Origin of the sequence: Acidovorax sp., from assembly GCF_046294525.1 — a bacterium.
Classification (GTDB): Bacteria; Pseudomonadota; Gammaproteobacteria; order Burkholderiales; family Burkholderiaceae_C; genus Acidovorax.
Map to the genome: position 1 here is coordinate 92,101 of NZ_JBKBKQ010000012.1, position 23,006 is coordinate 115,106.

Genomic DNA, 23,006 nt, shown 5'->3' on the forward strand with positions numbered 1-23,006 from the left:
CATTTGCGCGCGCAACAAGATCAACAGGGAGAGTCGCAGCAGCATGGAAGGGGGTGAGCACAAAAAAGCCGCAACGACGCGCGGCGTGAAAGCGCGAAAAAACGCCAAACATCTTCGCACAGCGGCGCGGCTTGTCCAGTTCAGTTTGACCGGGGCGCCCTCAGCGCCGTCAGCGCGCAAGGCCCCCCGCTCATCGCACCCGGAACTGCCCCACCGTCTGCGCCAGCACCACGGCCTGCTGGCTGAGCGACTGCGCGGCGGCCAGCGCTTCTTCCACCAGGGCGGCGTTCTGCTGGGTGTTCTGGTCCATCTGCGACACCGCCTGGTTGACCTGCGCAATGCCCGCACTCTGCTCTGCGGTGGCGGCGCTGATCTCGGCAACCATGGTGGTCACGCTCTTCACGCCGGCCACCACCTCGGTCATGGTCGCGCCTGCCTGCTCCACCAGCCGCGTGCCCACACCCACCTTCGCCACGGAGTCGTCGATCAGGCCCTTGATCTCCTTGGCGGCGGAGGCAGAGCGCTGGGCCAGGCTGCGCACCTCGCTGGCCACCACGGCAAAGCCGCGGCCCTGCTCGCCCGCGCGGGCGGCCTCCACGGCCGCGTTCAGCGCGAGGATGTTGGTCTGGAAGGCGATGCCGTCGATCACGCTGATGATGTCCACGATCTTGCGCGAGGACTGGTCGATGGAGCTCATGGTGCCCACGACCTGGTGCACCACGTCCCCGCCGCGCACCGCCATGTCGGATGCTGCGCGCGCCAGTTCGTCGGCACGCCTGGCGTTGTCGGCGTTCTGCTGCACGGTGGACGTGAGCTGCTCCATGGAGGCAGCGGTTTCTTGCAGGGCGCTGGCCTGCGACTCGGTGCGGGCCGACAGGTCGCCGTTGCCGGCCGCAATCTCCGACGATGCGGTCGTGATGGAGTCGGTGCTGTCGCGCACCTGTGCGACCAGCCGCGCCAGGTTGTCGCGCATCGCGCGGATGGCGTGCAGGATGCTGGTGGTGTCGCCAGGCAGGGTGTGCACGTCCACGGCCAGGTTGCCCTCGGCGATCTGGGTGACCACCTCGGCCGCGTACTGCGGCTCGCCGCCCAGCTGGTGCACCAAGCTGCGCAGCATCTGCCAGGCCATCAGCGCCACGACGAGCATCAGCACCGCACCGATGGACAGCAGGATGGCTGTATTGCGCCAGAAGGCGCTTTCGATGTCGTCCACGTAGTCGCCAAACCCGATGATCCAGTCCCAGGGCTCGAACTTGATGATGGCGTAGAGCTTGTCCACCGGCTCCTTGGCGCCGGGGCGCGTGCCGGGCGCCGTCACGGTGCCTACCGTCACGCCCTGCAGCGCGGCCCGGTAGCGCACGCCGGCTTCCTTGCCGCCCTTTTCATCGACGATGCCGATGCGCTTGGGGTTGGGGTGCACGTAGTTCACATCGTTGGTGTAGCCCCGGACAAAGAAGTACTTGTCCTTGTCCACAAACGCGCCGATGGTGCGCGTCGCCTCCTTAATGGCGTCTTCGCGCGAGAGGGCCCCGCTTTTTTCCTGGTCGTGCGCCTTTTGCGCGGCCGCGTGGGCCAGCACCACCAGATTGGAAAGCTGCGCGGTGCGCTCCTTCATCATGGATTGGTACAGCGTGGTCAGCGCCACGGCAGACAACACGAGGAGCCCAAGCAGCGTGGCGGCGCACAGCCACAGGATGCGGGTCTTGAGTTTCATGGAACGGATCTCTCAGGGGTGCGGGTAAAAAAGTTACCAAACGATACACCTAAGGACTCGACTGGTCCGTAGAAACCCTTGCTTGTTACACGATCTGTGACTGATTTGTGACAGTTTCGGATGAGCAACGCGCCGCCCGAGCCCGTGAAAAAGTCTCAACCCGCCCGCTATTTCACTTGAAAATGTTTGCCAAAAATGGCCGCCAGCGCTTACCCATCAAGCGCTGGCAGCTATGATTTTTGATATTCAAGTGCCTGCCCGCTCCAGCATGGCGTGCAGCAGCACGTTGCAGCCCGCCTCGATGTGCTCGGGTTTCGCATCCTCGATCTCGTTGTGGCTGATCCCGTCCTTGCACGGGATGAACACCATGCCCGCTGGCGCCAGCCGGGCCATGTACACGGCATCGTGCCCCGCGCCCGAGACGGCAGGCATGTGGCTGTAGCCCAGCTTTGCGGCAGCGCGCCCCACGGCGTCCACGCAGTCGGGGTGGAAAACCTGGGCCGGGTAGTTGGACACCAGCTCGATCTTGATGGGCAACCCGGTCTCGGCACTGAGCTTTTCAGCCACTGCCCGGATGTCCTTGTCCATGCTGTCGCACAGCGCGTCGGTGGCGTTGCGCAGGTCAATGCTGAACTTGACCTGGCCCGGAATCACGTTGCGGCTGTTGGGAAACACGTGCACCATGCCCACGGTGCCGCGACCGTGTGGCGGGTGGCGGTGGGCGCAGGCCACCACCTCCTGCATGAGCTGCGCGGCCACCTGCAAGGCGTCCTTGCGCAGCGCCATGGGCGTGGGGCCGGCGTGGGCTTCCATGCCGGTCACGGTGCAGTCGTACCAGCGGATGCCCAGCACGCCGCTCACCACGCCAATGGTCTTGTTGTTGTCTTCCAGCACCGGGCCTTGCTCGATGTGGGTCTCGAAGTACGCGCCAATGGGGTGGTCGCCGGGCTCCTGGTCGCCGATGTAGCCGATGCGCTCCAGCTCACCCTTCACGGTCTTGCCTTCGGTATCGGTGGCGGCGTAGGCATGCTCCAGCGTGAAGGCCTTGGCGAACACGCCCGAGCCCATCATCACGGGCACGAAGCGGCTGCCCTCCTCATTGGTCCAGAACGCCACCTCAATGGGAGCCTCGGTCTCGATGCCGTGGTCGTTGAGCGTGCGCACCACCTCGATGCCCGCCAGCACGCCGTAGTTGCCGTCGAACTTGCCGCCCGTGGGCTGGGTGTCGATGTGGCTGCCGGTCATGATGGGCGGCAGGCTGTTGTTGCGGCCGGGGCGGCGCATGAAGCCGTTGCCGATCTTGTCGATGGTGACCGTCATGCCCGCTTCGCGCGCCCAGCGGGTGACAAGGTCACGGCCCTGTTTGTCCAGGTCGGTCAGGGTGAGACGGCACACGCCGCCCTTGGGGGTGGCGCCGATCTGCGCCAGCTCCATGAGCGAATCCCACAGGCGCTGGCCGTTGATGCGCAGGTTCTCGATGTTGGGTTTGACTTTGGTGTCCATGGTGTTGTTCTCCGTCGGTTCAGCGGGCAACCGCCGTGGGGGCCAGGTCCTGCGCACGTTTCTGCACGGCCTGGAAGTTGGCGCCAAACGCAGGGCGCTTGATGTAGCGGCCCTTGCCCTGCTCGGCCCGCAGGTCGCCGTTGGCAAACACCACGCGGCCCTGGCTTACGGTGTGGCTGGGGATGCCGCGCACGGTGCGGCCTTCAAAGATGTTGAAGTCGCCCTTGCTGAACTGGGTCTTGGCCGAGAAGGTCTTGGTGCCTTGCGGGTCCCACAGCACCAGGTCGGCATCGGCGCCTTCTCCGATATAGCCCTTGCGCGGGTAGATGTTGAAGAGCTTGGCAGCGTTGGCCGAGGTGATGGCCACGAACTCGCTGGGTGTGAGACGGCCGGTGTTCACACCGCCATCCCACAGCGCGGCCATGCGCTCTTCCACGCCGCCGGTGCCGTTGGGAATCTTGGCAAAGTTCTCCTTGCCCATGGCCTTTTGCGCAGCGCAGAAGGTGCAGTGGTCCGTCGCCGTGGTGTGCAGCTGGCCCGACTGCAGGCCGCGCCACAGCGCCTCCTGGTGGCCCTTGGGGCGGAAGGGTGGGCTCATCACGTAGGCGGCGGCCTTGGCAAAATCGGGGTCGCGGTACACGCTGTCGTCCACCAGCAGGTGGCCCGCCAGCACCTCGCCGTACACGCGCTGGCCGCGCGCACGGGCGCGGGCAATGGCGTCGGCCGACTCCATGCAGCTCACATGCACCACGTAGATCGGCACGCCCAGCACGTCGGCAATGGCGATGGCGCGGTTGGCGGCCTCGGCCTCGACCATGGGCGGGCGCGACAGCGGGTGGCCCTCGGGGCCGGTGATGCCCATCTTGGCGACCTCTTGCTGCAGCAGGTAGACCAGCTCGCCGTTTTCGGCGTGCACCGTGGGCATGGCCCCGAGTTCGAGCGCGCGCTTGAAGCTGTTCACCAGGGTTTCGTCGTCGCACATGATGGCGTTCTTGTAGGCCATGAAGTGCTTGAAGCTGTTCACGCCCTCTTCCTGCACCAGCGTGCCCATGTCGACGCGCACCTGCTCGCTCCACCAGGTGACGGCGACGTGAAACGAATAGTCGGCCGCCGACTTTTCGGCCCAGCCGCGCCACTTGCGGTAGGCGTCCATCAGCGGCTCCTGCGGGTCGGGGATCACGAAGTCGATGATGCTCGTGGTGCCGCCCGCCAGCGCGGCGGCCGTGCCGGTGAAGAAGTCGTCCATGGTGACCGTGCCCATGAACGGCAGCTGCATGTGCGTGTGCGGGTCGATGCCGCCGGGCAGCACGTACTGGCCGCTGGCATCCAGCGTCTCTGCGCCCGCCGGGGCCTGGGCCGCTGCGCCTTCGCCCACGGCGACGATGCGGCCGTCCACACACAGCACGTCGGCGCGCTGCTCACGGTCGGCATTGACCACGGTGCCACCGCGGATCACAAGGGCTTGGGTCATGGAGGTCTCCTTCAGGGTGCAGATCAAGAACAAACAACCAGGGCCCTGCCCCGGCTGCACGCCGGGCGCAGTGCCCCGGGGTTACTGCTTTTTCGCAGTCAGGTAGTAATAGGTGCCTGCCACGGCCAAGCTGAAGAACCAGCCAAAGTCGAACAGACCGAGCAGCAGGGGCGCCACCGAGGCCTTGTCCACCACCCCCGAAACGGCCAGGTAGCCCGGCAGGCAGGGCAGCACGCCCAGGGCGAAGGCGATGAGGGCGTGCATGTTCCAGCCGCCGCTGTATTCGTAGGCACCGCCCCGGCGGTAGAGGTCGTCCACCTTCAGCTCGGTGCGGCGTACCAGGTAGTAGTCCACCAGCAAGATGCCCGCAATGGCGCCCAGCAAGGTGCCATAGCCGCCCAGCCAGGTGAACAGGTAGCCGCCCGAGGTCGCCAGCAGCTTCCAGGGCATGAACAGCAGACCGATGAAAGCCGCAATCAGCCCGCCGGTGCGGAAGCTGATCTTGGACGGCGCGACCTGGCTGAAGTCATATGACGGCGACACTAGGTTGGCTGCGACGTTGGTGGTCAGGTTGGCCAGCAAGATCACCAGCAGGCCCACGCCTGCGGCCAGGCTGCCCATCTGCGTGAGCAGGCCGTCAGGGAACAACTGCGCCTTGCCATACAAGATGGACGAGGCCGAGAAGCCGATCACGCCCACCATGGAAAACAGCGCCATGGGAATCGGCAGCCCCAGGGCCTGGCCCACCACCTGGTCCTTTTGCGACTTGGCAAACCGCGTGAAGTCCGGAATATTGAGCGCCAGCGTGGCCCAGAAGCCCACCAGCCCGGTCAGCGCGGCCCAGGTCTTGGGCCCGCCCTCCACCACCTTGGCGGGCAGGTTGAAGAGTTGGCCGGCCGGCACTGCGCTCAGCAACACCGCCACCAGCACGATGGACGCGATGATCATCAGCGGCGCGGCGATCACCTCGAGCTTGCGGATGGACTCGGGGCCCTTCCAGATGAAGTAAATGTGCACCGCCCAGAACGCCAGGAAGCACATGAACTGCGAGGTGCTGATGGTCTGCCCGTCCGCCGGCCCCGCCAGGCCCATGCCCAGGATGTTGAGAAACCCATGCAGCGCCAGTGCGCCGAAATAGCAATTGATGGAGAACCAGCCACACGCCACAAGCCCGCGCAGCACCGCCGGCAGGTTGGCGCCCTTGACACCGAACGAAGCACGCGCCAGCACCGGGAATGGGATGCCATGCTTGGGCCCTACGCGGCCGATCAGCAGCATGGGCACCAGAACGATGCAGTTGGCCACAAACACCAGCCACACCGCCATCTGCCAGGTGAAGCCCTGGTCCAGCATGGAGCTGGCCATGGTGTACGTGGGCACGCACACCACCATGCCCACCCACAACGCCGCATAGTCTTTCCAGGCCCAGTGCCGCTGTGCCTGGGTGGTCGGGAGCAAATCTTCGTTGGCGAGCGGGTTTGATGCTGCGCCAGGCGTACGCCCCGCCATGTGGGCGGTGCCGCCAGTACTGTTGGTCATGCCTGTACTCCTCTTGTCAATGACGTCGTTGGGGTTGCACACAACCCACCATATGCCGATGCGCCCTCACGCTGGCCGATGGCGGGCAAAGGAAGCGAGCGATGCTAGAGATCACGCAAGAACTGCACCAGATGCAGTGCAGCATGCGTTGCAAATCGGCACCACAACGGGTGCTGCCGCAAAGCTTTGCGGGGTCTGTGGCAAACGCACGCTGGGGCACATATCAAGCGGCTGCAGACACGCGCTGCGGGTTGTTGGGGTGCGTGGTCCAGTTGGCGTATTCGCCCGTCACCGTCTTGCCGGTGCGCACATCGACTTCGCCGGGCGCGAGCGCCCGCATGGTGATGCACTCGGGCACAGGGCAGATCGACACGCACAGGTTGCAGCCCACGCACTCGGCCTCGTTGATCTCGAACTTGCGCACGCCGCCTTCCTTGGTGAACGTGATGGCCTGGTGCGAGGTGTCTTCGCACACCACATGGCAGCGGCCGCACTGGATGCAGGCATCCTGGTTGATGACGGCTTTTTCGATGTGGTTGAGGTTGAGGTTCTTCCAGTCCTTCACGGTAGGCACGGCCTGGCCCTTGAAATCGTCGAGCGTGGCGTAGCCGTGCTCGTCCATGAAGTTGGACAACCCATCACACATGTCCTGCACGATCTTGAACCCATAGACCATGGCGGCGGTGCACACCTGCACCGTGCCGCAGCCCAGCGCGATGTACTCGGCCGCATCGCGCCAGGTGGTGATACCGCCAATGCCGCTGATGGGCAGACCGGCGGTCTGCGCGTCGCGCGCAATCTCCGCCACCATGTTGAGCGCGATAGGCTTGACGGCCGGGCCGCAGTAGCCGCCGTGCGAGCCCCAGCCGTCGGTGCTCGGGCTCATGACCATGCGGTCCAGGTCCACGCCCATGATGGAGTTGATGGTGTTGATGAGCGACACCGCATCGGCCCCGCCCGCCTTGGCCGCACGCGCCGGGTGGCGCACGTCGGTGATGTTGGGAGTGAGCTTCACGATCACGGGCAACTTGCTGTAGTGCTTGCACCAGGCCGTGACCATCTGGATGTATTCAGGCACCTGGCCCACAGCCGCGCCCATGCCACGCTCGCTCATGCCGTGGGGGCAGCCGAAGTTCAGCTCGATGCCGTCGGCGCCGGTGTCCTCCACCAGCGGCAGGATGTTCTTCCAGCTCTCTTCCACGCAGGGCACCATGAGCGAGACGATCATGGCCCGGTCCGGCCAGTTGCGTTTGACGCGTTTGATCTCTTCCAGGTTGGTGTGCAGCGGCCGGTCGGTGATCAGCTCGATGTTGTTCAGGCCGATCACGCGGCGGTCTTGCGACATCAGCGTGGAGTAGCGCGGGCCGTTGACGTTGACCACCGGTGGGTCTTCGCCCAGCGTCTTCCACACCACGCCGCCCCAGCCCGCTTCGAAGGCGCGGGTGACGTTGATCTCTTTGTCGGTGGGTGGTGCGGAGGCCAGCCAGAAGGGGTTGGGGCTTCGGATGCCCAGAAAATTGCTGCGAATGTCTGCCATGGGGTGCTCCCGTGAAAACTGGGGTGAAGGGGATCAGGCCACTTCAGGCCATCAGTGCGGCGTGGATGGAGACAGCGGCCACCTTGCCGTGCTCCACCGCCTCCACCGTGAGGTCGCGGCCGCCCACGCGGCAGTCGCCACCGGCCCACACACGCGGCAGGCTGGTCTGGCCTTCGGCGTCGGTGGCGATGCGCCCGCCCTCCAGCGCAATGCGGCCGCCCACGGGCTCAGCCACAAAGGTCTGGCCGATGGCCTTGAGCACCATGTCGGCATCGAGCGTGAAGGTCTCGCCGGTTTCCACCAGCTTGCCGCCGCTCGGCGCCGTGGCCGCGAAGCGCACGCCCTTCACCGCGCCGTTTTCGCTCAGCACCTCTTTCGGTGCGGCCCAGTGGCGAATGGTCACGCCATTCGTCTGCGCCCATTGCTGCTCCACAGCCGATGCCGACATGGCCTCAGCGCCCCGGCGGTAGACGATGGTCACTTCTTCCGCGCCCAACTTGCGCGACTGCACGGCGGCGTCCACCGCCGTCATGCCGCCGCCGATCACCACCACGCGGCGGCCCACGGGCAGGGTGGAGAGGTCGGTGCTCTGGCGCAGCTCGGCGATGAAGTCCACCGCATTGCGCAGGCCGGTGACCGTGGGTTCGGCCACGCCCAGCGCGTTCACGCCTTGCAGGCCCAGTCCCAGGAACACGGCGTCGTAGGCGTCCAGCAGGCTGTCGAGCGTGATGTCACGGCCCAGTTGCTGGCCGGTACGCACCTCGATGCCGCCAATGGACAGCAGCCACTCCACTTCCTTCTGCGCGAAGTTGTTCGTGGTCTTGTAGCTGGCCAGGCCATATTCGTTGAGGCCACCGAGCTTGGGGCGTGCCTCGAACAGCACCACCTCATGCCCGCGCACGGCCAGGCCATGTGCGCAGGCCAGGCCCGCAGGCCCTGCGCCCACCACGGCCACACGTTTGCCGGTAGCGGCTGCGCGCTGGAACAACGGTGCACCGGGCTTTTCAAAAAATGCGTCAGTCGCATAGCGCTGCAGCGAGCCGATCTCCACCGGCTTGTCCTCGTTGGTGTTGCGCACGCAGGCCTGCTCGCACAGCACCTCGGTGGGGCACACCCGAGCGCACATGCCGCCCAGCGGGTTCGCCTCCAGGATGGCGCGGGCGGCGCCCCGGTTGTTATCCTGCGCAATGCGGTGGATGAACGACGGGATATCGATGCCCGTGGGGCAGGCCGTGGCGCAGGGGGCGTCGTGGCAGTAGTAGCAGCGCTCGGCCTCGATCAACGCCTGCGCCCGCGTGAGCGGCGGGTGTGCGTCGCCAAAGTTGACGGCGTAGTCAGCCAGATTCAGGCGTGCGGCATGAATGCCGCAGGCACGGCTTGCGGGTGTGTCCATCAGGTTTCCTCCGAGAGGGTGAGGGTGGGGGTCTGGGCGCCCAGGGGGCGTGCAAGCGCACGCCGCGCAGCGTTGGAACGCCGGCCAATGGCGCCAACCAATGCGGCACCAGCGTATGTGCTGGTGCCCGCAAACTTCGGAGGTTTCATCGTGGTCCTCGCTGTGGGGTGCAGGTGCCCGCAGCTTGGTGTGCCGTGGTGCCCTGCGTTGTGGGCCAATTTACCAACCCGTAAAAATTTACCAATTGGTAAAATCCCTACAGCAAACGGCGTGCCAGCCGTTGGGCAGTTTTGAAGGCTGGTTGCCAGCCCTTTGCCAGTTTTTGGCGCCGCGCTTGTTCCACAATGGTGCAATGACCGACGCCCGACTGCCCCAGGACGCCCCCTCCGCTTCCCGCCGCCCCAGAAAGCAGCGCACCGCCGCGGCGGCCGGCGCCCCCGCCGCCGACGATACCGCCCCACGCACCCCCACCGCATCGCGCCTGCTCAAGGAACAGAACATCCTGGCCGAAGCCGAGAACCACTTTGCGCAGTTTGGTTTTGAAGGAGCGTCGCTGGAGAACATCGCTGCGGCCATCGGCATCAGCCGGCACAACCTGCTGTACTACTTCCCCAGCAAGGAAGCGCTGTACCAGCGCGTGCTGGACGACGTACTCACCCAGTGGCTGGCCGGCATGGAAGACCTTTCGCACAGCGACGACCCCCAACAGGCGCTGCGCCGCTACATCCGCGCTAAGCTGCAATACTCGCGCGTGCGTCCCCAGGGCGCCAAAGTGTTTACCAAGGAGGTGATCGCCGGTGCCCCGCGGTATGGCCAGGCGATCACGGAACGCGTGGGCCCGCTGCTCAAGACCGAGGTCCGCACCTTCGAGCGCTGGGCACGCGAAGGCCGCATTGCCAAGGTGAATTTCACGCACCTGATGTTCATCATCTGGTCCGTCACGCAGGCGTATGCGGAGCAGGAGGCCCAGTTCGCCCTGCTGCTGGGCAAGCCGGCCCTGACCGAACGCGACTACGACAAAGCCGAGGAACTGATCGTGCGCATGGTGCTGAGCGCGCTGGCGCCGGGTGGTGTCACCTAAGACGGCCTGCATCCCTGCCTCCACAGCGGGCGCCATATGCTTCTAAATTGATAGCTACCAGCGCTTTACTATCAAGCGCTCGCTGGCATTTTCATCCAAATTTTGTGTACTCCAAGGACTGGAGTCAGGCCTGCTTTTGCCGCCACAGCACGTCCAGCACAAGCTGGGTAGCGCGCTCCACCGGGCCGCTGCGGTAGGCCAGGCCCAGCGGACGCCATAGCGCGGGGCGCAGCGGCAGCACGGCAACGCGCGGGTCGTGCACCGCGCCGACCGGCAGCTCCTGCGCGGCACCTTCCTGCGGCAGCAATGTGGCCCCATAGCCAGCGGCCACCAGGCTCTTGATCGCGTCGTTGTAGTTCAGCTGGATGCGGGCCTTGGGATGTTCGCCCGCGCGCGCAAACCATTCGCCGACCAGGCGCGACAGGCTGGTGCCTTCGTCGTTGAGGATGAGTGGCTGCTGCGCCAGCCAGCGGGGCGTGGCACGCGCCGGCGTGGCCCAGCGTGCGGGCACAAAGGCCATCACCGGGTCGCGCCGCCAGGGCTGCACCGTGACGCCCGGCACGGCAGCCTGCGGGGCCGCGCCCCGGGCGGCCGCCGACCCAGCCACCAGCCCCACGTCCAGCGCACCGCTGGCCAGCCGCGCCAAAGTCTCCTGCGTGGTCAGCACGGCCACCTGCACGTCGATTCCCGGGTGGCTGTGGCCCAGCTCCTCCAGGGCGCGTGGCAACAAATGCGCAATGGCGCCGGTGGACGCGCCCAGCCGCACCCGCCCCTCCAGCCCCTGCACCTGGCGCTGCACTGCGGCCAGGGTTTCGTCGGCGTCGGCGAGCAGGCGCCGCGCGCGTTCCACCAGCACCTCGCCCACGCCGGAGGCCCGCACCTCGCCGCGCTTGCGCACCAGCAATGGGGCGCCCAGCTGAGCCTCCAGATCGGCCACGTGCAGGCTCACGGTCGGGGGCGCCAGGTGCAGCACCCGCGCCGCTTCAGCAAACGAACCCAGGTCGGCAATCGCTACCAGGGTGCGCAGGCGGTCCAGACTGAGTTCGCGCATGTGATTCAGCTTTTCTGAATGAGACGTTTGTGAAATTCAACTTTTCATAGTTTAGAAGCACAACGAAGATGCGGGCCTGCCACCCCCTCTTGGAGCATTTCTCTCATGAGCCACCTTCCCCTTGTTTTTGTGGACGGCGACCAGGGCACCACCGGCCTGCAAATCCACAGCCGCCTGCGGGGCCGCACCGATCTGCAGCTTGTGACCTTGCCCGATGCCGAGCGCAAGAACCCCGCACGCCGCGCCGAAGCCCTGAACGACTGCGACATTGCCATCCTGTGCCTGCCCGACGCGCCCGCGCGCGATGCCGTGGCCGCCATCACCAACCCGGCGGTGCGCGTGATCGACGCCAGCTCTGCGCACCGCACCGACCCCGGTTGGGTGTATGGCCTGCCCGAGATGGACGCTGCGCAAAGCGCCCGAATTGCCACTGCACGCCGCGTGACCAACCCGGGCTGCTACCCCACGGGCGCGATTGCGCTGTTGCGCCCGCTGGTGCAGGCAGGGCTGGTGCCCCACGACCACGCGGTGATGGTCCATGCCGTGTCGGGCTATTCGGGCGGCGGCCGCGCACAGGTGGAAGCGCACGAGGGTCCGCATGCGGCGACCGCATCCGCCTTTCAGCTGTACGGCCTGGCGCTGGAGCACAAGCACACGCCGGAGATCGCGCTGCACGCGGGCCTGTCGCAACGGCCGTTTTTTGTGCCGGCCTATGGCGCGTTCCGCCAGGGCATCGTGCTGACCATTCCGCTGATGCTGCGGCAGCTGCCGCCACACGCTACCGGCGCCGCGCTGCAGGCCTGCCTGGCCCGCCACTACGCGGGCGCCGCCCATGTGGAAGTGCTGGCGCCTGGCGACGCTGAAGCGCTGGAGCGCATCGACCCCCAGGCGCTCAACGGCACCAACCAGTTGCGGCTTGGCGTGCACGCCAACGCGCGGCACGGGCAGGTGTTGCTGACGGCCGTGTTCGACAACCTGGGCAAGGGCGCCTCGGGCGCGGCCGTGCAGAACCTGGACTTGATGCTGGCCCACTGAAGCGGAGGACCCGGCAGAGCCGGCGCGACAGCGACTCAAGCGACTGTCTGACACCCGGCCCCTGGCTGAGGGCACTACGGTAGGGTTTTGCCCAAGGAGACTTTCATGGCCGAACCCGACCGCCGCCCCCTGCCCACCGACGTGCCCCGGCCCACATCCGGTCGCGAGAACAACCGCGCTTTCATCTACGCCGTGTGTGGCGCGGGGTTGGTGCTGGCCATTGTTCTGGCCTTCAACTTTGCCGGTCCGCCCGGCCCGGGCCGGCAGGTGGACTTGACAAACCAGACCCCGCGCGCGGCCAGCGCGCCTGCACAGGCCCCGAGCACGCAACCCGCCTCGCCCACCACCGACACCGTCACTCCACAACGCGGCGACACCCCCACGCCACCCGGCCGGGAGAGCGTGGGCGCGCCCGTGGGCGGCAACGCGCCCGCAGCGGCCGAACCGCCTGCCGCAGCGGCCAGTGCCCCGGCATCGCCCGCGCAGTAACGCACCTGCACACATCCTGGGCGGTATGCGGCCTTGGACTACATGAGGTATCGCCTGCGCTGCCCATACTGCGCGCATGAACACGCACCACCCTTCCGTCCCCCGTCGTTCGCCTGCCCGCTGGGCGCCCTGTTTGATCCTTGCACTTGCGGCGCCGCTGACGGTGGCGGTCGCGCAGCCCGCCACAGGTGCGGGAGGCGTGGGCATAGGCCCCAACCCGCAGCTGCCCCAGCCCGACAAGGACGGCCTCATCCCCACCGTCAACATTGCGCCGGCCGAAGGCTGGCCCCAGGGTGTGCAGCCCCAGGCGCCTGCAGGCTTCAAGGTAACGGCCTTTGCGGGCGGACTGGACCACCCGCGCTGGGTGTATGTGCTGCCCAACGGGGATGTGCTGGTGGCCGAGTCCAACAAGCCGCCGCCGGCGGAGGGCGCCAAAAACGTGCACGCCGAAGGCCTGCGCGGCAAGGCCATGGGTATGGTGATGAAGCGCGCTGGCGCGGGCACGCCCAGCGCCAACCGTATCACCTTGCTGCGCGATGCCGATGGCGACGGCGTGGCCGAGACGCGTGCGGTGTTCATGAAAGACCTTTTTTCGCCCTTCGGCATGGCCCTGGTGGGCAACCAGCTCTACATCGCCAATGCAGATGGCATTGTCAAAGTGCCCTATGAAGCCGGCCAGACCTCCATCACCGCCGCGCCCACCAAGGTGACGGACCTGCCCGCTGGCGCCAACCACCACTGGACCAAGAACATCATCGCCAACGCAGACGGCAGCAGGCTCTACGCCACGGTGGGCTCCAACAGCAACATAGGCGACAACGGCATGGAGTCCGAAGAAGGCCGCGCCGCCATCTGGGAAGTGGACTTGGCCACAGGCAACAAGCGCCTGTTTGCCACCGGGCTGCGCAACCCCAACGGGCTGGGCTGGGAGCCCCAGACCAAAACGCTGTGGACCGTGGTGAACGAGCGCGACGAACTGGGCAACGATCTGGTGCCGGACTACCTCACCTCGGTGAAGGACGGAGCGTTCTACGGCTGGCCGTGGAGTTACTTCGGCCAAAACGTGGACACGCGCGTGAAGCCCCCCAATCCCGACATGGTGGCCAAGGCCATTGCGCCGGACTACGGCCTGGGCGCGCACGTGGCGCCTTTGGGGCTCGCCTTTTCGGATAACCGCATGTCGGCCGAGTACGCGAGCGGCGCCTTCATCGGCCAGCACGGTTCGTGGAATCGCAAGGATCTGACAGGCTACAACGTGGTGTACGTGCCCTTTGCAGACGGCCGCCCTTCGGGCGCGCCGGTGCCGTTTCTCACCGGCTTTCTCAGCAAGGACGGCAAGGCCTACGGCCGGCCCGTGGGCGTCGCACTGGATGGCAAAGGCGCCCTGCTGGTGGCCGACGATGTGGGCAACTTCATCTGGCGCGTAGGCCGCCCACAGTAAGTATCGCGCTGCTGTGAACGCCGCATACCCACCCGGGCCCCGCTGGCAATGGGCACGCCCGGCCGCCCTTCTAGCCGCAACCACCGCGCTCGTTGCCCACGCGCAGCAGAACTCACCCTCGCCACAGGACCCGGCGCTTGCCACCGTGGAGGTGGTGGACAGCGCGCAGGCCCAGCAGCGGTTTGACAGCGCCGCCAGCCACAGCAGCGTTGCGGTGGACAGCTTCACTGCCACCACCCCGCTGGTGCATCTGTCAGAGCTGCTGACCGGCCAGGCCGGTGTGGTGGCTACCGACCGCGGCAACTACGCGCAGGACCTGCAGATCGCCGTGCGCGGATTTGGCGCGCGGTCCACGTTTGGCGTGCGCGGCGTGCGCATCCTGGTGGACGGCATTCCCGCGTCCATGCCCGACGGCCAGGGCCAGGCCGCCACCGCCCATCTGCAGACAGCCTCGCAGGTGGATGTGTTGCGCGGCCCGTTGGCGCAGCTGTATGGCAATGCTGCGGGCGGCGTGGTGCAGGTCACCACGCGCAATCCGCGGCCCGGAGGCGGCGCGCAGGTGGGCCTCGGCCTGGGCTCTTTCGGGCAGCGGCTGGCAGAGGCGTCATTTGATTTTGGCGACGAGCAGCTTGGCGGGCTGCTGGGGGTCTCGCATTTTGAAACCGACGGCTGGCGCGACCACAGCGCTGCGCGGCGCACCCACCTCAACGCCAAGGTGGTGGCGCAGCCCGGCAGCCGTACCCGCGTCACAGGCTTGCTCAACCTGTATGACCAGCAGCTGGCGCTGGACCCGCTGGGCTTAACCCGCGCCCAGTTTGCGGCCAACCCGCGCCAGGCCGTTGCGGCGACTTCGGTGTTTGGCACCCGCAAGTCTGTGGGTCAAAACCAGCTGGGCCTGGTACTGGACCACCAACTCAACGACACCGACGCTTTGCAGCTGCGCGCCTATGGCGGAACACGGCAACTGACTCAGTACCTCAGCTTCAGCGGTGATGCGGCAAACAGTGCAGGCGGCGTTGTGGACCTGGACCGCGACTACTACGGCGCCGCAGCCACGTGGACCCGCACCGTGCGCCGCGCCTCCGGCCTGCCCGTGACGTTGACGGCGGGCCTGGAGACCCACCGGCTGGCTGAGCACCGCCAGGGGTTTGTGAACAACGCGGGCACCAGCGGCGCGTTGCGGCGCGACGAACGCGACCGGGCCACCAACACCGATGCCTTCGCGCAGGTGGATGCGTGGCTCACGCCCCGCTGGCGCGCCATCGCGGGTGTGCGCAGCAGCCAGGTGCGTGTGGGCATCGACGACCGCTATGTGACGCCCAGCAACCCGGACGACAGCGGCAGCCGCACCTGGCGGCATACAAGCCCTACGGCTGGCCTGGTGTGGAGTGCAACCGATCAGCTCAACCTGTACGCCAACATCGGCCGCGGCTTTGAAACGCCCACCCTGGCTGAGATGGCGTACGGCATCGACAACGCGGGGCCCAACTACGGACTGGCCGCCGCGCGCAGCAGGCAGTGGGAGCTGGGCGCCAAGTGGCGCGCCGGAACGCACGAGTTGGATATGGCCTGGTTCGACACGCGCAGCCGCGGCGAGATCGTGCCGGTGGCCACCGTCAACGGCCGCTCGGTGTTCCAGAACGTGGACAACGTGCGGCGGCGCGGGTTGGAACTGGCCTGGCGAGCCACCCTGGGGCCCTGGTCGCCACGCGCCAGCTACACCTACCTGGACGCCCATTTCGGTAACGCCTTCACCGGCGCAGGCGGAACCGCCATTGCCGCTGGAAACCGGCTGCCCGGCACGGCACGGCATGCCGCGCAGTTGGCGCTGGACTATGCACCCACAGCCCGCTGGCAGGTGGGCGCCACGGCGAACATGTCCAGCGCCGTGTTTGCCAACGACCTCAACAGCGAACAGGCCGCCGGGTTTGCGGTGTGGGGCCTGAACGCCGCCTACCGCGTGGGCGGCGCACAAGCGGCGGAGTCATCGGCCACCCGGTGGCAGTTGTGGGCGCGCCTGGACAACGTGTTCAACCGCCACTATGCGGGCACGCTGATCGTGAACGATGGAAATGGCCGTTTCTTCGAGCCCGCCGCCGGACGCCGCATGATGGTGGGCGTGCGCGCTCAGTTCCTGTAGGTCCTTGGCGCTGCCTTCATGCCTGGCCGAATGAGGGGTTGTCAGCCCAGCCGGCCCAGCGCCTTGATGGCGGCAGACAAGGACACGGCCGCCTCGTCGTATCCATGCCAGGGCCCGTTGCCCGTGCGCAGCCGGCGGCCCACGGTCTGCACCGTCCAGTGGGCGCCGCTGGTGATCTTGTCCAGCTCGTGCCAGGCCACCGGCACCGACACCCCCATGCCCGGCCGTGCGCGCGCCGTCCAGGCGCTGGCAGTGGTCGCGCCAAAGCCGTTGCGCAAGTAGTCCGCAAAAATCTTGCCCACCCGGTTGCGGGGCCCGCTCTTGGCCACAAAACGCTGGGGAATGGTGAGCGCCAGGTGCTGCACCACGGCCTGGCTGAAGCTCTTCACGGTGTCCCAGTCGTGCAGGCGCTTCATGGGAACCACCACGTGCAGGCCCTTGCCCCCGCTGGTCTTGAGGAAGGCAGGCAGCCCCAGCTCCGTCAGCATCAGGCGCACCAGCGTGGCGGCCTCCTGCACGTGCGCCCACGCCACGCCTTCACCCGGGTCCAGGTCAAAGGTGATGCGGTCCGGACGGTCGATGCGGTCCTTGCGGGCGTTCCACGTGTGGAACTCGGCGGTGTTCATTTGCGCGGCGGCGAGCAAGCCCTCGGAACTGGCCACTTCCAGCAGCGGAGGGTGCTCGGGGTACAGCGCCTGGGGCAGCTGCACCACGCCTTTGACACGGCCTGCTTCCCAGTGCTTCTGGAAGAACAGCTCGCCCTGCACCCCTTCGGGCGCGCGCACCAGAGACACCGGTCGGCCCTGCAAGTGCGGCAGCATGAGCGGCGCCACGGTGGCGTAGTAGCGCACCAGGTCGAGCTTGGTGATGCCGGTGGACGGGTCGATGACCCGCTCGCCGTGCGAGACCCGGAGACCGCTCACATTGGCCGGGGCGCTGGGAGTCTTTTTGCACGTGGCCGCCGACTTCTTGGCGGGCGGACGCTTGGCAGTTTCCATGTGGATGTCCTGTGGCGGCTTGTCGCTGCGCAGCCCTTTGAATACGGAATGGCGGATGCGTCCCTCCTTCGTCCATTCGGCAAATGCCACTTCGGCCATCAGTTCGGGGGCCACCCAGTGCGCCTTTTTATCGATGGCGCTCGGGTTGTCGAAAGGACTTTGGGCCACCTTCAGTTGCGCAAGGTGCGCATGCAGGTCCTTGAGCAGCTTGTCGCTGAACCCCGTTCCCACATTGCCCGCATAACGCAGTGCACCGCTTTCGTCGTGTACGCCCAGCAGCAAGGATCCAAACCCTGCCCGCGAGCCCTGTGGGTCGGTGTAGCCGCCGATCACGAACTCCTGGCGATGGGAGCACTTGAGCTTGATCCAGTCGGCGCTGCGGCGCGGAACGTAGGGGCTGCTCTTGCGCTTGCCGATCACCCCTTCAAACCCCAGTTGGCAGGCCGATGAGACCAAGTCAGGCGGAGCTGCCTCAAAGGCTTCGCTGAAGCGGACGGTGTCCGTCGCGCCATCGCTGTCGACAAGTGCGCGCAGGCGTTCGCGGCGCTCTACCACCGGCAGCGCCCGCAAGTCCTGCCCTTCCGCAAACGGCAGGTCGAACGCATAGAACACCAGGCCCGCCGTCGCCTCGCCGTCGAATGCGTTTTGCAGGGCCTGGAAGTCCGGGATGCCGTGCGCATCAAGCGCCAGAACCTCGCCGTCTATCCACCCCGAGGTGAGCGGGAGCTTGCCGATGCTTTGGGCCAACTGCGGCATCCTGTGGGTCCAGTCGTTGTCGTTGCGGGTGATCAGGCGCACCGCGCCGTCCTCCACCCGCGCCAGCAGGCGGTAGCCATCGAATTTCAGTTCCCAGATCCAGTTGTCTGCATCTGCGGGTGGCTCGGACACCAGGGTGGCAAGCTGCGGGGACAGCTTGTCCGGGAGCGCAACAGCCTTGCCGCGCTGCGCGGCCCGTGCCGCAGCCTTGCGACGCGGCGCAGACGGGGCTGCATCTGCACGGTCCAGAGCCGCCTCGGGCGCTGCCATGCTGGCCACGCTGTCCGGCATTTCGTCCACCACGCTGAACTCTGCGGCCGGCCGCTCCTGCCCGTCGCGCTCCTTGATCAGCAGCCACGGGGGCTGCCGCTCATCGCCGCGCCCGTGCATGCGCACCAGCGTCCAGTGCCCCTGCAGCTTGTGACCATGCAGGCGAAATTTAAGCTTGCCGCTACGGTAGCCTTTGTCAGGATCTCCCACAGGTTCCCACAGCCCCCGGTCCCAGATGATCACCCGGCCTGCGCCGTACTGTCCGGGCGGGATCTGGCCTTCGAAGTCGTTGTACGCCAGGGGATGGTCTTCCACCTGTATGGCCATGCGCTTGTCAGCGGGGTCGTAGCTAGGGCCTTTGGGCACGGCCCAGCTTTTCATGGTGCCGCCCAGCTCGAGCCGGAAGTCGTAGTGCAAGCGACTGGCCCAGTGCTTTTGGACCACAAACTGCAAAGCAGTGTCCTTGCCCGGCGCACCGCCATCAGCCGGCTCAGGCGTGAGGTCGAAGTTCCGTTTGCTGCGGTACGGGGCGAGCGCATCCTTCACGACCACCCCCGGTTCACGCCGCGCGCCGCGCGGGCTTCTTGGCCACGGAGGACGACTTGGCGGCTGCCGGTTTGCGAGATGCAGGCTGTGCCTTGGAGGCCGCCGTGGATGATTTGCGGGCGACCTTGGATTTGGCCTTGGAGGCCGCCGGTTTGGAGGCCGCTGTCTTGGCCTCGACCCCTTTCCGGGCACTGCCGCCACTGCCCTTGCCGTCAGTGCGCAACGGTGTGACGGAGGCAGTCTTCTGGGCCTGCCCCGCGTTCTTGGGGCCCTTGCCTTCCAGGCTGCGCTTGAGCAGCGCGGTCAGGTCCAGCACCTCGGCCCCCGCCGACGCCGCCGGGCCCGCGTCGGGCACCTTGGCCACGTCGGCAATCTGACCCGCCGAGGCTTTTTGCTCCACCAGCTCGTGGATCTGGTCGGCAAAAGAATTGCGGAAGTTGTCCGCGTCCCAGGCCTGCGTCATGTCGTCGATGAGCTGCATGGCCATGGTCAGTTCGGCGTCCTTGATGCCTGCCGCTTTGGCATCGAGCGGCGGCAGGTGGAGCTGCTCAAAGGACCGGATCTCCCCACCCCAGCGCAGCAGGTTGAGCACGAGTGCCCTGCCGCACGGAATCAGCACCGCCAGATGCTGCTTGGACTGGATCACCACCTTGGCCACACCCACCTTGTTGCTCTGGCGCAGGGCTTCGCGCAGCAGGGCGTACACCTTTTCGCCGCGCTTGAGCGGTGCGGTGTAATAGGGCCGCTCCAGATATACGAAAGGAATTTCATCCGCGTCCAGAAACGCCTCGATCTCGATGGTTTGCGTCACCTTGGGGTAGGCCGCTGCAATCTCTTCCGGTGACAGCACCACATAGCGGCCATCTTCGTATTCGATGCCTTTCACGATGTCGGTACTGGCGATTTCCTTGCCCGTGACCTTGTTGATGCGCTTGTAGCCCACGGGCTGCATGGAGCGCTTGTCCAGCCAGTCGAAGTCGATGCCGGAGGTGGCAGTGGCCGAATAAAGGCCCACTGGAATGTGCACCAGCCCGAAACTGATGGCGCCCTTCCACATCGTGCGGGTGGACGTGGGCGCTTTGCCGGAATCCTTGCTCTCACTGGCCATGGCTTTCACCCATCTCAATGTGATGCGAGGTACTCGCGCACCTTTTCGGCCGAGGGCCCCACCGCTGCCACAGCTTCGCGCAGTTCGGCCTCTGTCACGGCCAGACTGTTGGTCCAGTCGCGCACTTCGTACGGTTCGCTCAGGCTGATCAACTGGCGGTCGTGGGCCACTTCGGTCTTGTCGTCACTCATGGGAATGCTCCTGAAAAACGCGAGATGACTACCAAGTTAGCGAGCGCCCCTGCTCCTGCATGTAGGACAGCCGCAGCCCCTTGCGTCGGTGCCAACCAGAGCGTTCGCATGTCGGCTGAAAACTCACAGTCGGAAGGAATCCACCCAGTCATTTGTCAACCGGAGGATCTGACCGAGATACCCATTGGTGCGCAATACGACCGTCCGGCAGCGACCTCCCTCATCTGTTTGGGGGCTTCAGTTTTGTTACCGGTTTTTGGCGCGCGCCTTTTCACAATGCAACGTTCTGTCACTACCCGGGAGATGGGACATGCCGTTTGAATACCTGCGTGAGATTGCCAAAGCCGAGCTTCCCCTCACCGTGCAACAGGAAGATCACATCGACAAGCTGCGCGTGCTGCGGGCGGCAGACTTGGTCACGGTGATGCTGCCCAGCCCGGCATCTGACATGCAGTTTGCGCGCGTGCTGGCGATCACCCCCAAAGGCCGCGCTCTGCTCTCCGACGACGTCCAAAGTCTGCCGTAGCACTCTCGCGGCGCCGACGGCCCGGCACAGTGCGGTCCTACAGCCGAGACGCACGACTCGGCCCACCATCTGCGATCAAGAAATCGCTGAAGGACGACAGAAGGGACCGATTCGATGGCGCTGGCCCAAACGTTTGTTGCCTTTGCGCGGCAGGGGCGCTTTACCGCGCTGCCGCGCCCGTCTCGCATCCCCGACCGCCGGAGCCCCTGCCATGTGGCTGCCTGAATTGGCATGGGGCGAACTGGTGCTGCGCGCCGTCGTGGTGTATGCCTTCTTGTTGCTGCTCATTCGCTTGTCTGGCCGCAGAACGGTGGGCCAGTTCACACCCTTCGACCTGCTGGTGGTGATGCTACTCAGCGAATCCGTGTCCAACGCACTCTCGGGGGGTGATGATTCACTGATGGCCGGCCTGGTTAGCGCCACCGTGCTGGTGGCGCTCAACGCGGCCACCGCGGTGATGACCGCCTACAGTGCCAAGGTGCATACGCTGCTCGAAGGCGACCCGGTGCTGGTAGGCCGCAACGGGCACATCCTTCGCAAGGCTCTGCGGGCGCAGCACGTGCCTGAGTCCGACCTTCAGCAGGCACTGCGCGCGGCCGATTGCGAGCAGGCGGAGATGGAGTACGCGTTTCTGGAAGTGGACGGCACCATCACCATCCTCAAGAAGCCGGACGCGCCCGCACCGCGACCCGATGAACGCCCGATGTAGCAAGCCCACAGAAAGGTTTCGCGTGCCACGCTCCCGCATCCCGAACACCCCGCTCAAGCCCAGCGCCACGGTGCTGGTGCTGGTCGATTTCATCAACCCCATGCAGTTTCCAGGCGCCAGCGCGCTGGTGGACGATGCGCTGGAGGCCGCACGTGCCACCGCGCGCCTCAAGAGGCGCCTGGCGCGGCAGGGCGCCACGTGCATCTATGCCAACGACAACTACGGCATCTGGCACTCGGACTTCAGGGCGCTGCTGGACCATTGCCAGGCGCTGCCCGGCGCCAGGGGAGAGATCGCCCACCTGCTGGCTCCCGATGATGGCGACCTCACGATCCTTAAGCCCCTGCACTCCGCCTTCCACATGACCCCGCTGGAGCATCTGCTTCGCCAGATGAAGACCGAGCGGCTGGTGCTGGCCGGCCTGGCCGCTGACATGTGCGTGCACCTGACGGCCATGGACGCGTACATGCGCGGCTACAAGGTGTGGGTGCCGTCCAATTGCACGGCGGCCGAGCGTGCCCCGCAGAAGGCTGCGGCGCTGGCGCAAATGTCCACGGTGCTCAAGTGCTCGGTGCGTGCGGCGTGACCCGCATCACGCTGGCGAGGCCCGCGCTGATGCCAGCAGCCAGCCTTGTCTGACGTCCGGAGCACTCAATGCGCGCGTCCAATGGACCAGCCTCCCTGGAGAACACCATGTCCAGCAACCGCCGCACCGGTCCTACCTTGCTCAAACCCCGCGCCCTCAAACGCTTGCGGCAATGGGAAGCCGCCTTGCGCTCCCCACGAGAGCCACTGCGCTTTCCGGAGCCTGAGCCGCCCTTGTGGAAACCACTGGGTTGACCTGCACCACTCCCTACCCGTCCACCGCCTCTCAGAAAGTATTCCGCATGCAAGCTCCATCCCTTTTCTGGTCGGTATTGATCGGTGCGATTGCAAGTGCACGGTCCATGACGCCCATGGCCGCACTGTCGGCGGCGCGGCTGCTCGGTCGCCACACGCCAGGCAAGCTCGCGCTGCTGGATCGCCCGCTCTTCAAATACGGCGCGCTCGCCATGGGTGCCGGAGAGCTGGCCGGCGACAAGATGAAGACCGCGCCAGACCGGACTGTGGCCCTGGGCCTTGTGGCCCGCGTAATGAGTGCAGGCATCGCCGGAGCAGCCCTGGCCCCGAGCGGCCGCGAACGCGCAGGTGCTCTGGCCGCAGTGGCCACGGCAGTCCCACTGGCCTACCTGACGCTGGACGCCCGCAAAAGCGCCATGAAGCGCATCGGGCAAACGCCCAGCGGCCTGATCGAGGATGCGCTGGTCATTGCAGGCGGTGTGGCCATCGTGGCGCTTGCCGTGAAGCCGGATCGGCGCGGCTAGCGCTGCGGGTGGGCCCACCTGCCACGCTCACCGGCCCTCTTCCATCTGCACGGCCGCCGAGGTCGCGCTCACAGATCGGCCGCATTACTACAGGAAGTTTCCCTCGCTCACCCGGGGGATGTCTTGAAACGGCCGCAAAAGCCC

General features: G+C 66.4%; 20 protein-coding genes. 9 read left to right on the forward strand and 11 right to left on the reverse strand.

Features of this window, described 5'->3' with window-relative positions; genetic code table 11:
• Positions 1-190: 190 nt before the first annotated feature.
• The 7 genes from ACK4HJ_RS12955 to ACK4HJ_RS12985 form a co-directional block, all read right to left on the reverse strand.
• Positions 191-1,714 carry a methyl-accepting chemotaxis protein gene (locus ACK4HJ_RS12955; RefSeq protein WP_409832065.1) on the reverse strand — a complete coding sequence of 508 codons (1,524 nt, stop codon included), beginning with the start codon at positions 1,712-1,714 and terminating at the stop codon, positions 191-193.
• Positions 1,715-1,960: 246 nt separating this feature from the next.
• Positions 1,961-3,217, reverse strand: a complete 1,257-nt coding sequence (locus ACK4HJ_RS12960; RefSeq protein ID WP_409832067.1) for a Zn-dependent hydrolase — start codon at positions 3,215-3,217, stop codon at positions 1,961-1,963.
• A 19-nt stretch (positions 3,218-3,236) separates the two neighbouring features.
• Positions 3,237-4,688, reverse strand: a complete 1,452-nt coding sequence (gene hydA / locus ACK4HJ_RS12965) for a dihydropyrimidinase (RefSeq protein WP_409832070.1) — start codon at positions 4,686-4,688, stop codon at positions 3,237-3,239.
• A gap of 81 nt (positions 4,689-4,769) precedes the next feature.
• Entirely contained in the window at positions 4,770-6,227 is a 1,458-nt protein-coding gene (locus ACK4HJ_RS12970) for an NCS1 family nucleobase:cation symporter-1 (protein ID WP_409832073.1), read from the reverse strand.
• A 223-nt stretch (positions 6,228-6,450) separates the two neighbouring features.
• Positions 6,451-7,764: an NAD-dependent dihydropyrimidine dehydrogenase subunit PreA gene (gene preA, locus ACK4HJ_RS12975; protein WP_409832076.1), complete on the reverse strand. Its 1,314-nt coding sequence runs from the start codon at positions 7,762-7,764 to the stop codon at positions 6,451-6,453.
• Between the two features lie 43 nt (positions 7,765-7,807).
• Positions 7,808-9,157, reverse strand: a complete 1,350-nt coding sequence (locus ACK4HJ_RS12980) for an NAD(P)-dependent oxidoreductase (protein WP_409832077.1) — start codon at positions 9,155-9,157, stop codon at positions 7,808-7,810.
• Positions 9,157-9,306 carry a hypothetical protein gene (locus tag ACK4HJ_RS12985; protein ID WP_409832080.1) on the reverse strand — a complete coding sequence of 50 codons (150 nt, stop codon included), beginning with the start codon at positions 9,304-9,306 and terminating at the stop codon, positions 9,157-9,159. Before ACK4HJ_RS12985 ends, ACK4HJ_RS12980 begins: the two co-directional genes overlap by 1 nt.
• 203 nt (positions 9,307-9,509) lie before the next feature.
• On the opposite strand from ACK4HJ_RS12985, the gene ACK4HJ_RS12990 reads away from it, so the two are divergent.
• On the forward strand, positions 9,510-10,238 hold the full coding sequence (locus tag ACK4HJ_RS12990; RefSeq protein WP_409832084.1) for a TetR/AcrR family transcriptional regulator: 729 nt from the start codon (positions 9,510-9,512) through the stop codon (positions 10,236-10,238).
• Between the two features lie 124 nt (positions 10,239-10,362).
• Here ACK4HJ_RS12990 and ACK4HJ_RS12995 read toward each other — a convergent pair whose 3' ends face one another.
• Entirely contained in the window at positions 10,363-11,289 is a 927-nt protein-coding gene (locus ACK4HJ_RS12995; RefSeq protein ID WP_409832086.1) for a LysR family transcriptional regulator, read from the reverse strand.
• 105 nt (positions 11,290-11,394) lie between these two features.
• Between ACK4HJ_RS12995 and argC the strand changes: the two genes are divergently transcribed.
• From argC to ACK4HJ_RS13015, 4 genes are all read left to right on the forward strand, one after another.
• Positions 11,395-12,324 carry an N-acetyl-gamma-glutamyl-phosphate reductase gene (gene argC, locus ACK4HJ_RS13000; RefSeq protein ID WP_409832089.1) on the forward strand — a complete coding sequence of 310 codons (930 nt, stop codon included), beginning with the start codon at positions 11,395-11,397 and terminating at the stop codon, positions 12,322-12,324.
• A gap of 105 nt (positions 12,325-12,429) precedes the next feature.
• The gene (locus tag ACK4HJ_RS13005) at positions 12,430-12,813 is read left to right on the forward strand and encodes a hypothetical protein (RefSeq protein ID WP_409832092.1); all 384 of its coding nucleotides are present in this window, start codon (positions 12,430-12,432) and stop codon (positions 12,811-12,813) included.
• Between the two features lie 76 nt (positions 12,814-12,889).
• Complete coding sequence (locus ACK4HJ_RS13010; protein WP_409832095.1) at positions 12,890-14,254, forward strand: PQQ-dependent sugar dehydrogenase; 1,365 nt, start codon at positions 12,890-12,892, stop codon at positions 14,252-14,254.
• A gap of 13 nt (positions 14,255-14,267) precedes the next feature.
• A complete protein-coding gene (locus ACK4HJ_RS13015; RefSeq protein WP_409832096.1) occupies positions 14,268-16,394 on the forward strand; it encodes a TonB-dependent receptor family protein in 2,127 nt (708 codons plus the stop codon).
• A 41-nt stretch (positions 16,395-16,435) separates the two neighbouring features.
• Here the strand turns inward: ACK4HJ_RS13015 and ligD are convergent, their stop codons facing one another.
• The 3 genes from ligD to ACK4HJ_RS13030 are packed head-to-tail and all read right to left on the reverse strand — an operon-like array spanning position 16,436 to position 20,263.
• Positions 16,436-18,970, reverse strand: a complete 2,535-nt coding sequence (gene ligD, locus ACK4HJ_RS13020; RefSeq protein ID WP_409832099.1) for a DNA ligase D — start codon at positions 18,968-18,970, stop codon at positions 16,436-16,438.
• Positions 18,971-18,977: 7 nt separating this feature from the next.
• Positions 18,978-20,072 carry a Ku protein gene (locus tag ACK4HJ_RS13025; RefSeq protein WP_409832102.1) on the reverse strand — a complete coding sequence of 365 codons (1,095 nt, stop codon included), beginning with the start codon at positions 20,070-20,072 and terminating at the stop codon, positions 18,978-18,980.
• A gap of 14 nt (positions 20,073-20,086) precedes the next feature.
• Positions 20,087-20,263, reverse strand: coding sequence for a DUF3606 domain-containing protein (locus ACK4HJ_RS13030; protein WP_409832104.1), 177 nt, complete (start codon positions 20,261-20,263; stop codon positions 20,087-20,089).
• Between the two features lie 310 nt (positions 20,264-20,573).
• Between ACK4HJ_RS13030 and ACK4HJ_RS13035 the strand changes: the two genes are divergently transcribed.
• The 4 genes from ACK4HJ_RS13035 (at position 20,574) to ACK4HJ_RS13050 (ending at position 22,862) form a co-directional block, all read left to right on the forward strand.
• The gene (locus ACK4HJ_RS13035) at positions 20,574-20,789 is read left to right on the forward strand and encodes a hypothetical protein (protein WP_409832107.1); all 216 of its coding nucleotides are present in this window, start codon (positions 20,574-20,576) and stop codon (positions 20,787-20,789) included.
• Positions 20,790-21,000: 211 nt separating this feature from the next.
• Complete coding sequence (locus tag ACK4HJ_RS13040) at positions 21,001-21,498, forward strand: DUF421 domain-containing protein (RefSeq protein ID WP_409832110.1); 498 nt, start codon at positions 21,001-21,003, stop codon at positions 21,496-21,498.
• A 22-nt stretch (positions 21,499-21,520) separates the two neighbouring features.
• On the forward strand, positions 21,521-22,084 hold the full coding sequence (locus ACK4HJ_RS13045) for a cysteine hydrolase family protein (protein ID WP_409832113.1): 564 nt from the start codon (positions 21,521-21,523) through the stop codon (positions 22,082-22,084).
• Between the two features lie 301 nt (positions 22,085-22,385).
• Positions 22,386-22,862: a hypothetical protein gene (locus ACK4HJ_RS13050; protein WP_409832114.1), complete on the forward strand. Its 477-nt coding sequence runs from the start codon at positions 22,386-22,388 to the stop codon at positions 22,860-22,862.
• The last annotated feature ends 144 nt before the right edge of the window (positions 22,863-23,006 follow it).

Bases quoted from the DNA above. Each gene is read 5' to 3' on its own strand.
- ACK4HJ_RS12960 (WP_409832067.1), bottom strand. From the start codon at position 3,217: ATGGACACCAAAGTCAAACCCAACATCGAGAACCTGCGCATCAACGGC.
- ACK4HJ_RS12995 (WP_409832086.1), bottom strand. From the start codon at position 11,289: ATGCGCGAACTCAGTCTGGACCGCCTGCGCACCCTGGTAGCGATTGCC.
- ACK4HJ_RS12980 (WP_409832077.1), bottom strand. From the start codon at position 9,157: ATGGACACACCCGCAAGCCGTGCCTGCGGCATTCATGCCGCACGCCTG.
- ACK4HJ_RS13025 (WP_409832102.1), bottom strand. From the start codon at position 20,072: ATGGCCAGTGAGAGCAAGGATTCCGGCAAAGCGCCCACGTCCACCCGC.
- ACK4HJ_RS13030 (WP_409832104.1), bottom strand. From the start codon at position 20,263: ATGAGTGACGACAAGACCGAAGTGGCCCACGACCGCCAGTTGATCAGC.
- preA (WP_409832076.1), bottom strand. From the start codon at position 7,764: ATGGCAGACATTCGCAGCAATTTTCTGGGCATCCGAAGCCCCAACCCC.
- ACK4HJ_RS12985 (WP_409832080.1), bottom strand. From the start codon at position 9,306: ATGAAACCTCCGAAGTTTGCGGGCACCAGCACATACGCTGGTGCCGCA.
- ACK4HJ_RS13035 (WP_409832107.1), top strand. From the start codon at position 20,574: ATGCCGTTTGAATACCTGCGTGAGATTGCCAAAGCCGAGCTTCCCCTC.
- argC (WP_409832089.1), top strand. From the start codon at position 11,395: ATGAGCCACCTTCCCCTTGTTTTTGTGGACGGCGACCAGGGCACCACC.
- ACK4HJ_RS12970 (WP_409832073.1), bottom strand. From the start codon at position 6,227: ATGACCAACAGTACTGGCGGCACCGCCCACATGGCGGGGCGTACGCCT.
- ACK4HJ_RS13005 (WP_409832092.1), top strand. From the start codon at position 12,430: ATGGCCGAACCCGACCGCCGCCCCCTGCCCACCGACGTGCCCCGGCCC.
- ACK4HJ_RS13010 (WP_409832095.1), top strand. From the start codon at position 12,890: ATGAACACGCACCACCCTTCCGTCCCCCGTCGTTCGCCTGCCCGCTGG.
- ACK4HJ_RS12990 (WP_409832084.1), top strand. From the start codon at position 9,510: ATGACCGACGCCCGACTGCCCCAGGACGCCCCCTCCGCTTCCCGCCGC.
- ACK4HJ_RS13040 (WP_409832110.1), top strand. From the start codon at position 21,001: ATGTGGCTGCCTGAATTGGCATGGGGCGAACTGGTGCTGCGCGCCGTC.
- hydA (WP_409832070.1), bottom strand. From the start codon at position 4,688: ATGACCCAAGCCCTTGTGATCCGCGGTGGCACCGTGGTCAATGCCGAC.
- ACK4HJ_RS13050 (WP_409832114.1), top strand. From the start codon at position 22,386: ATGCAAGCTCCATCCCTTTTCTGGTCGGTATTGATCGGTGCGATTGCA.
- ACK4HJ_RS12955 (WP_409832065.1), bottom strand. From the start codon at position 1,714: ATGAAACTCAAGACCCGCATCCTGTGGCTGTGCGCCGCCACGCTGCTT.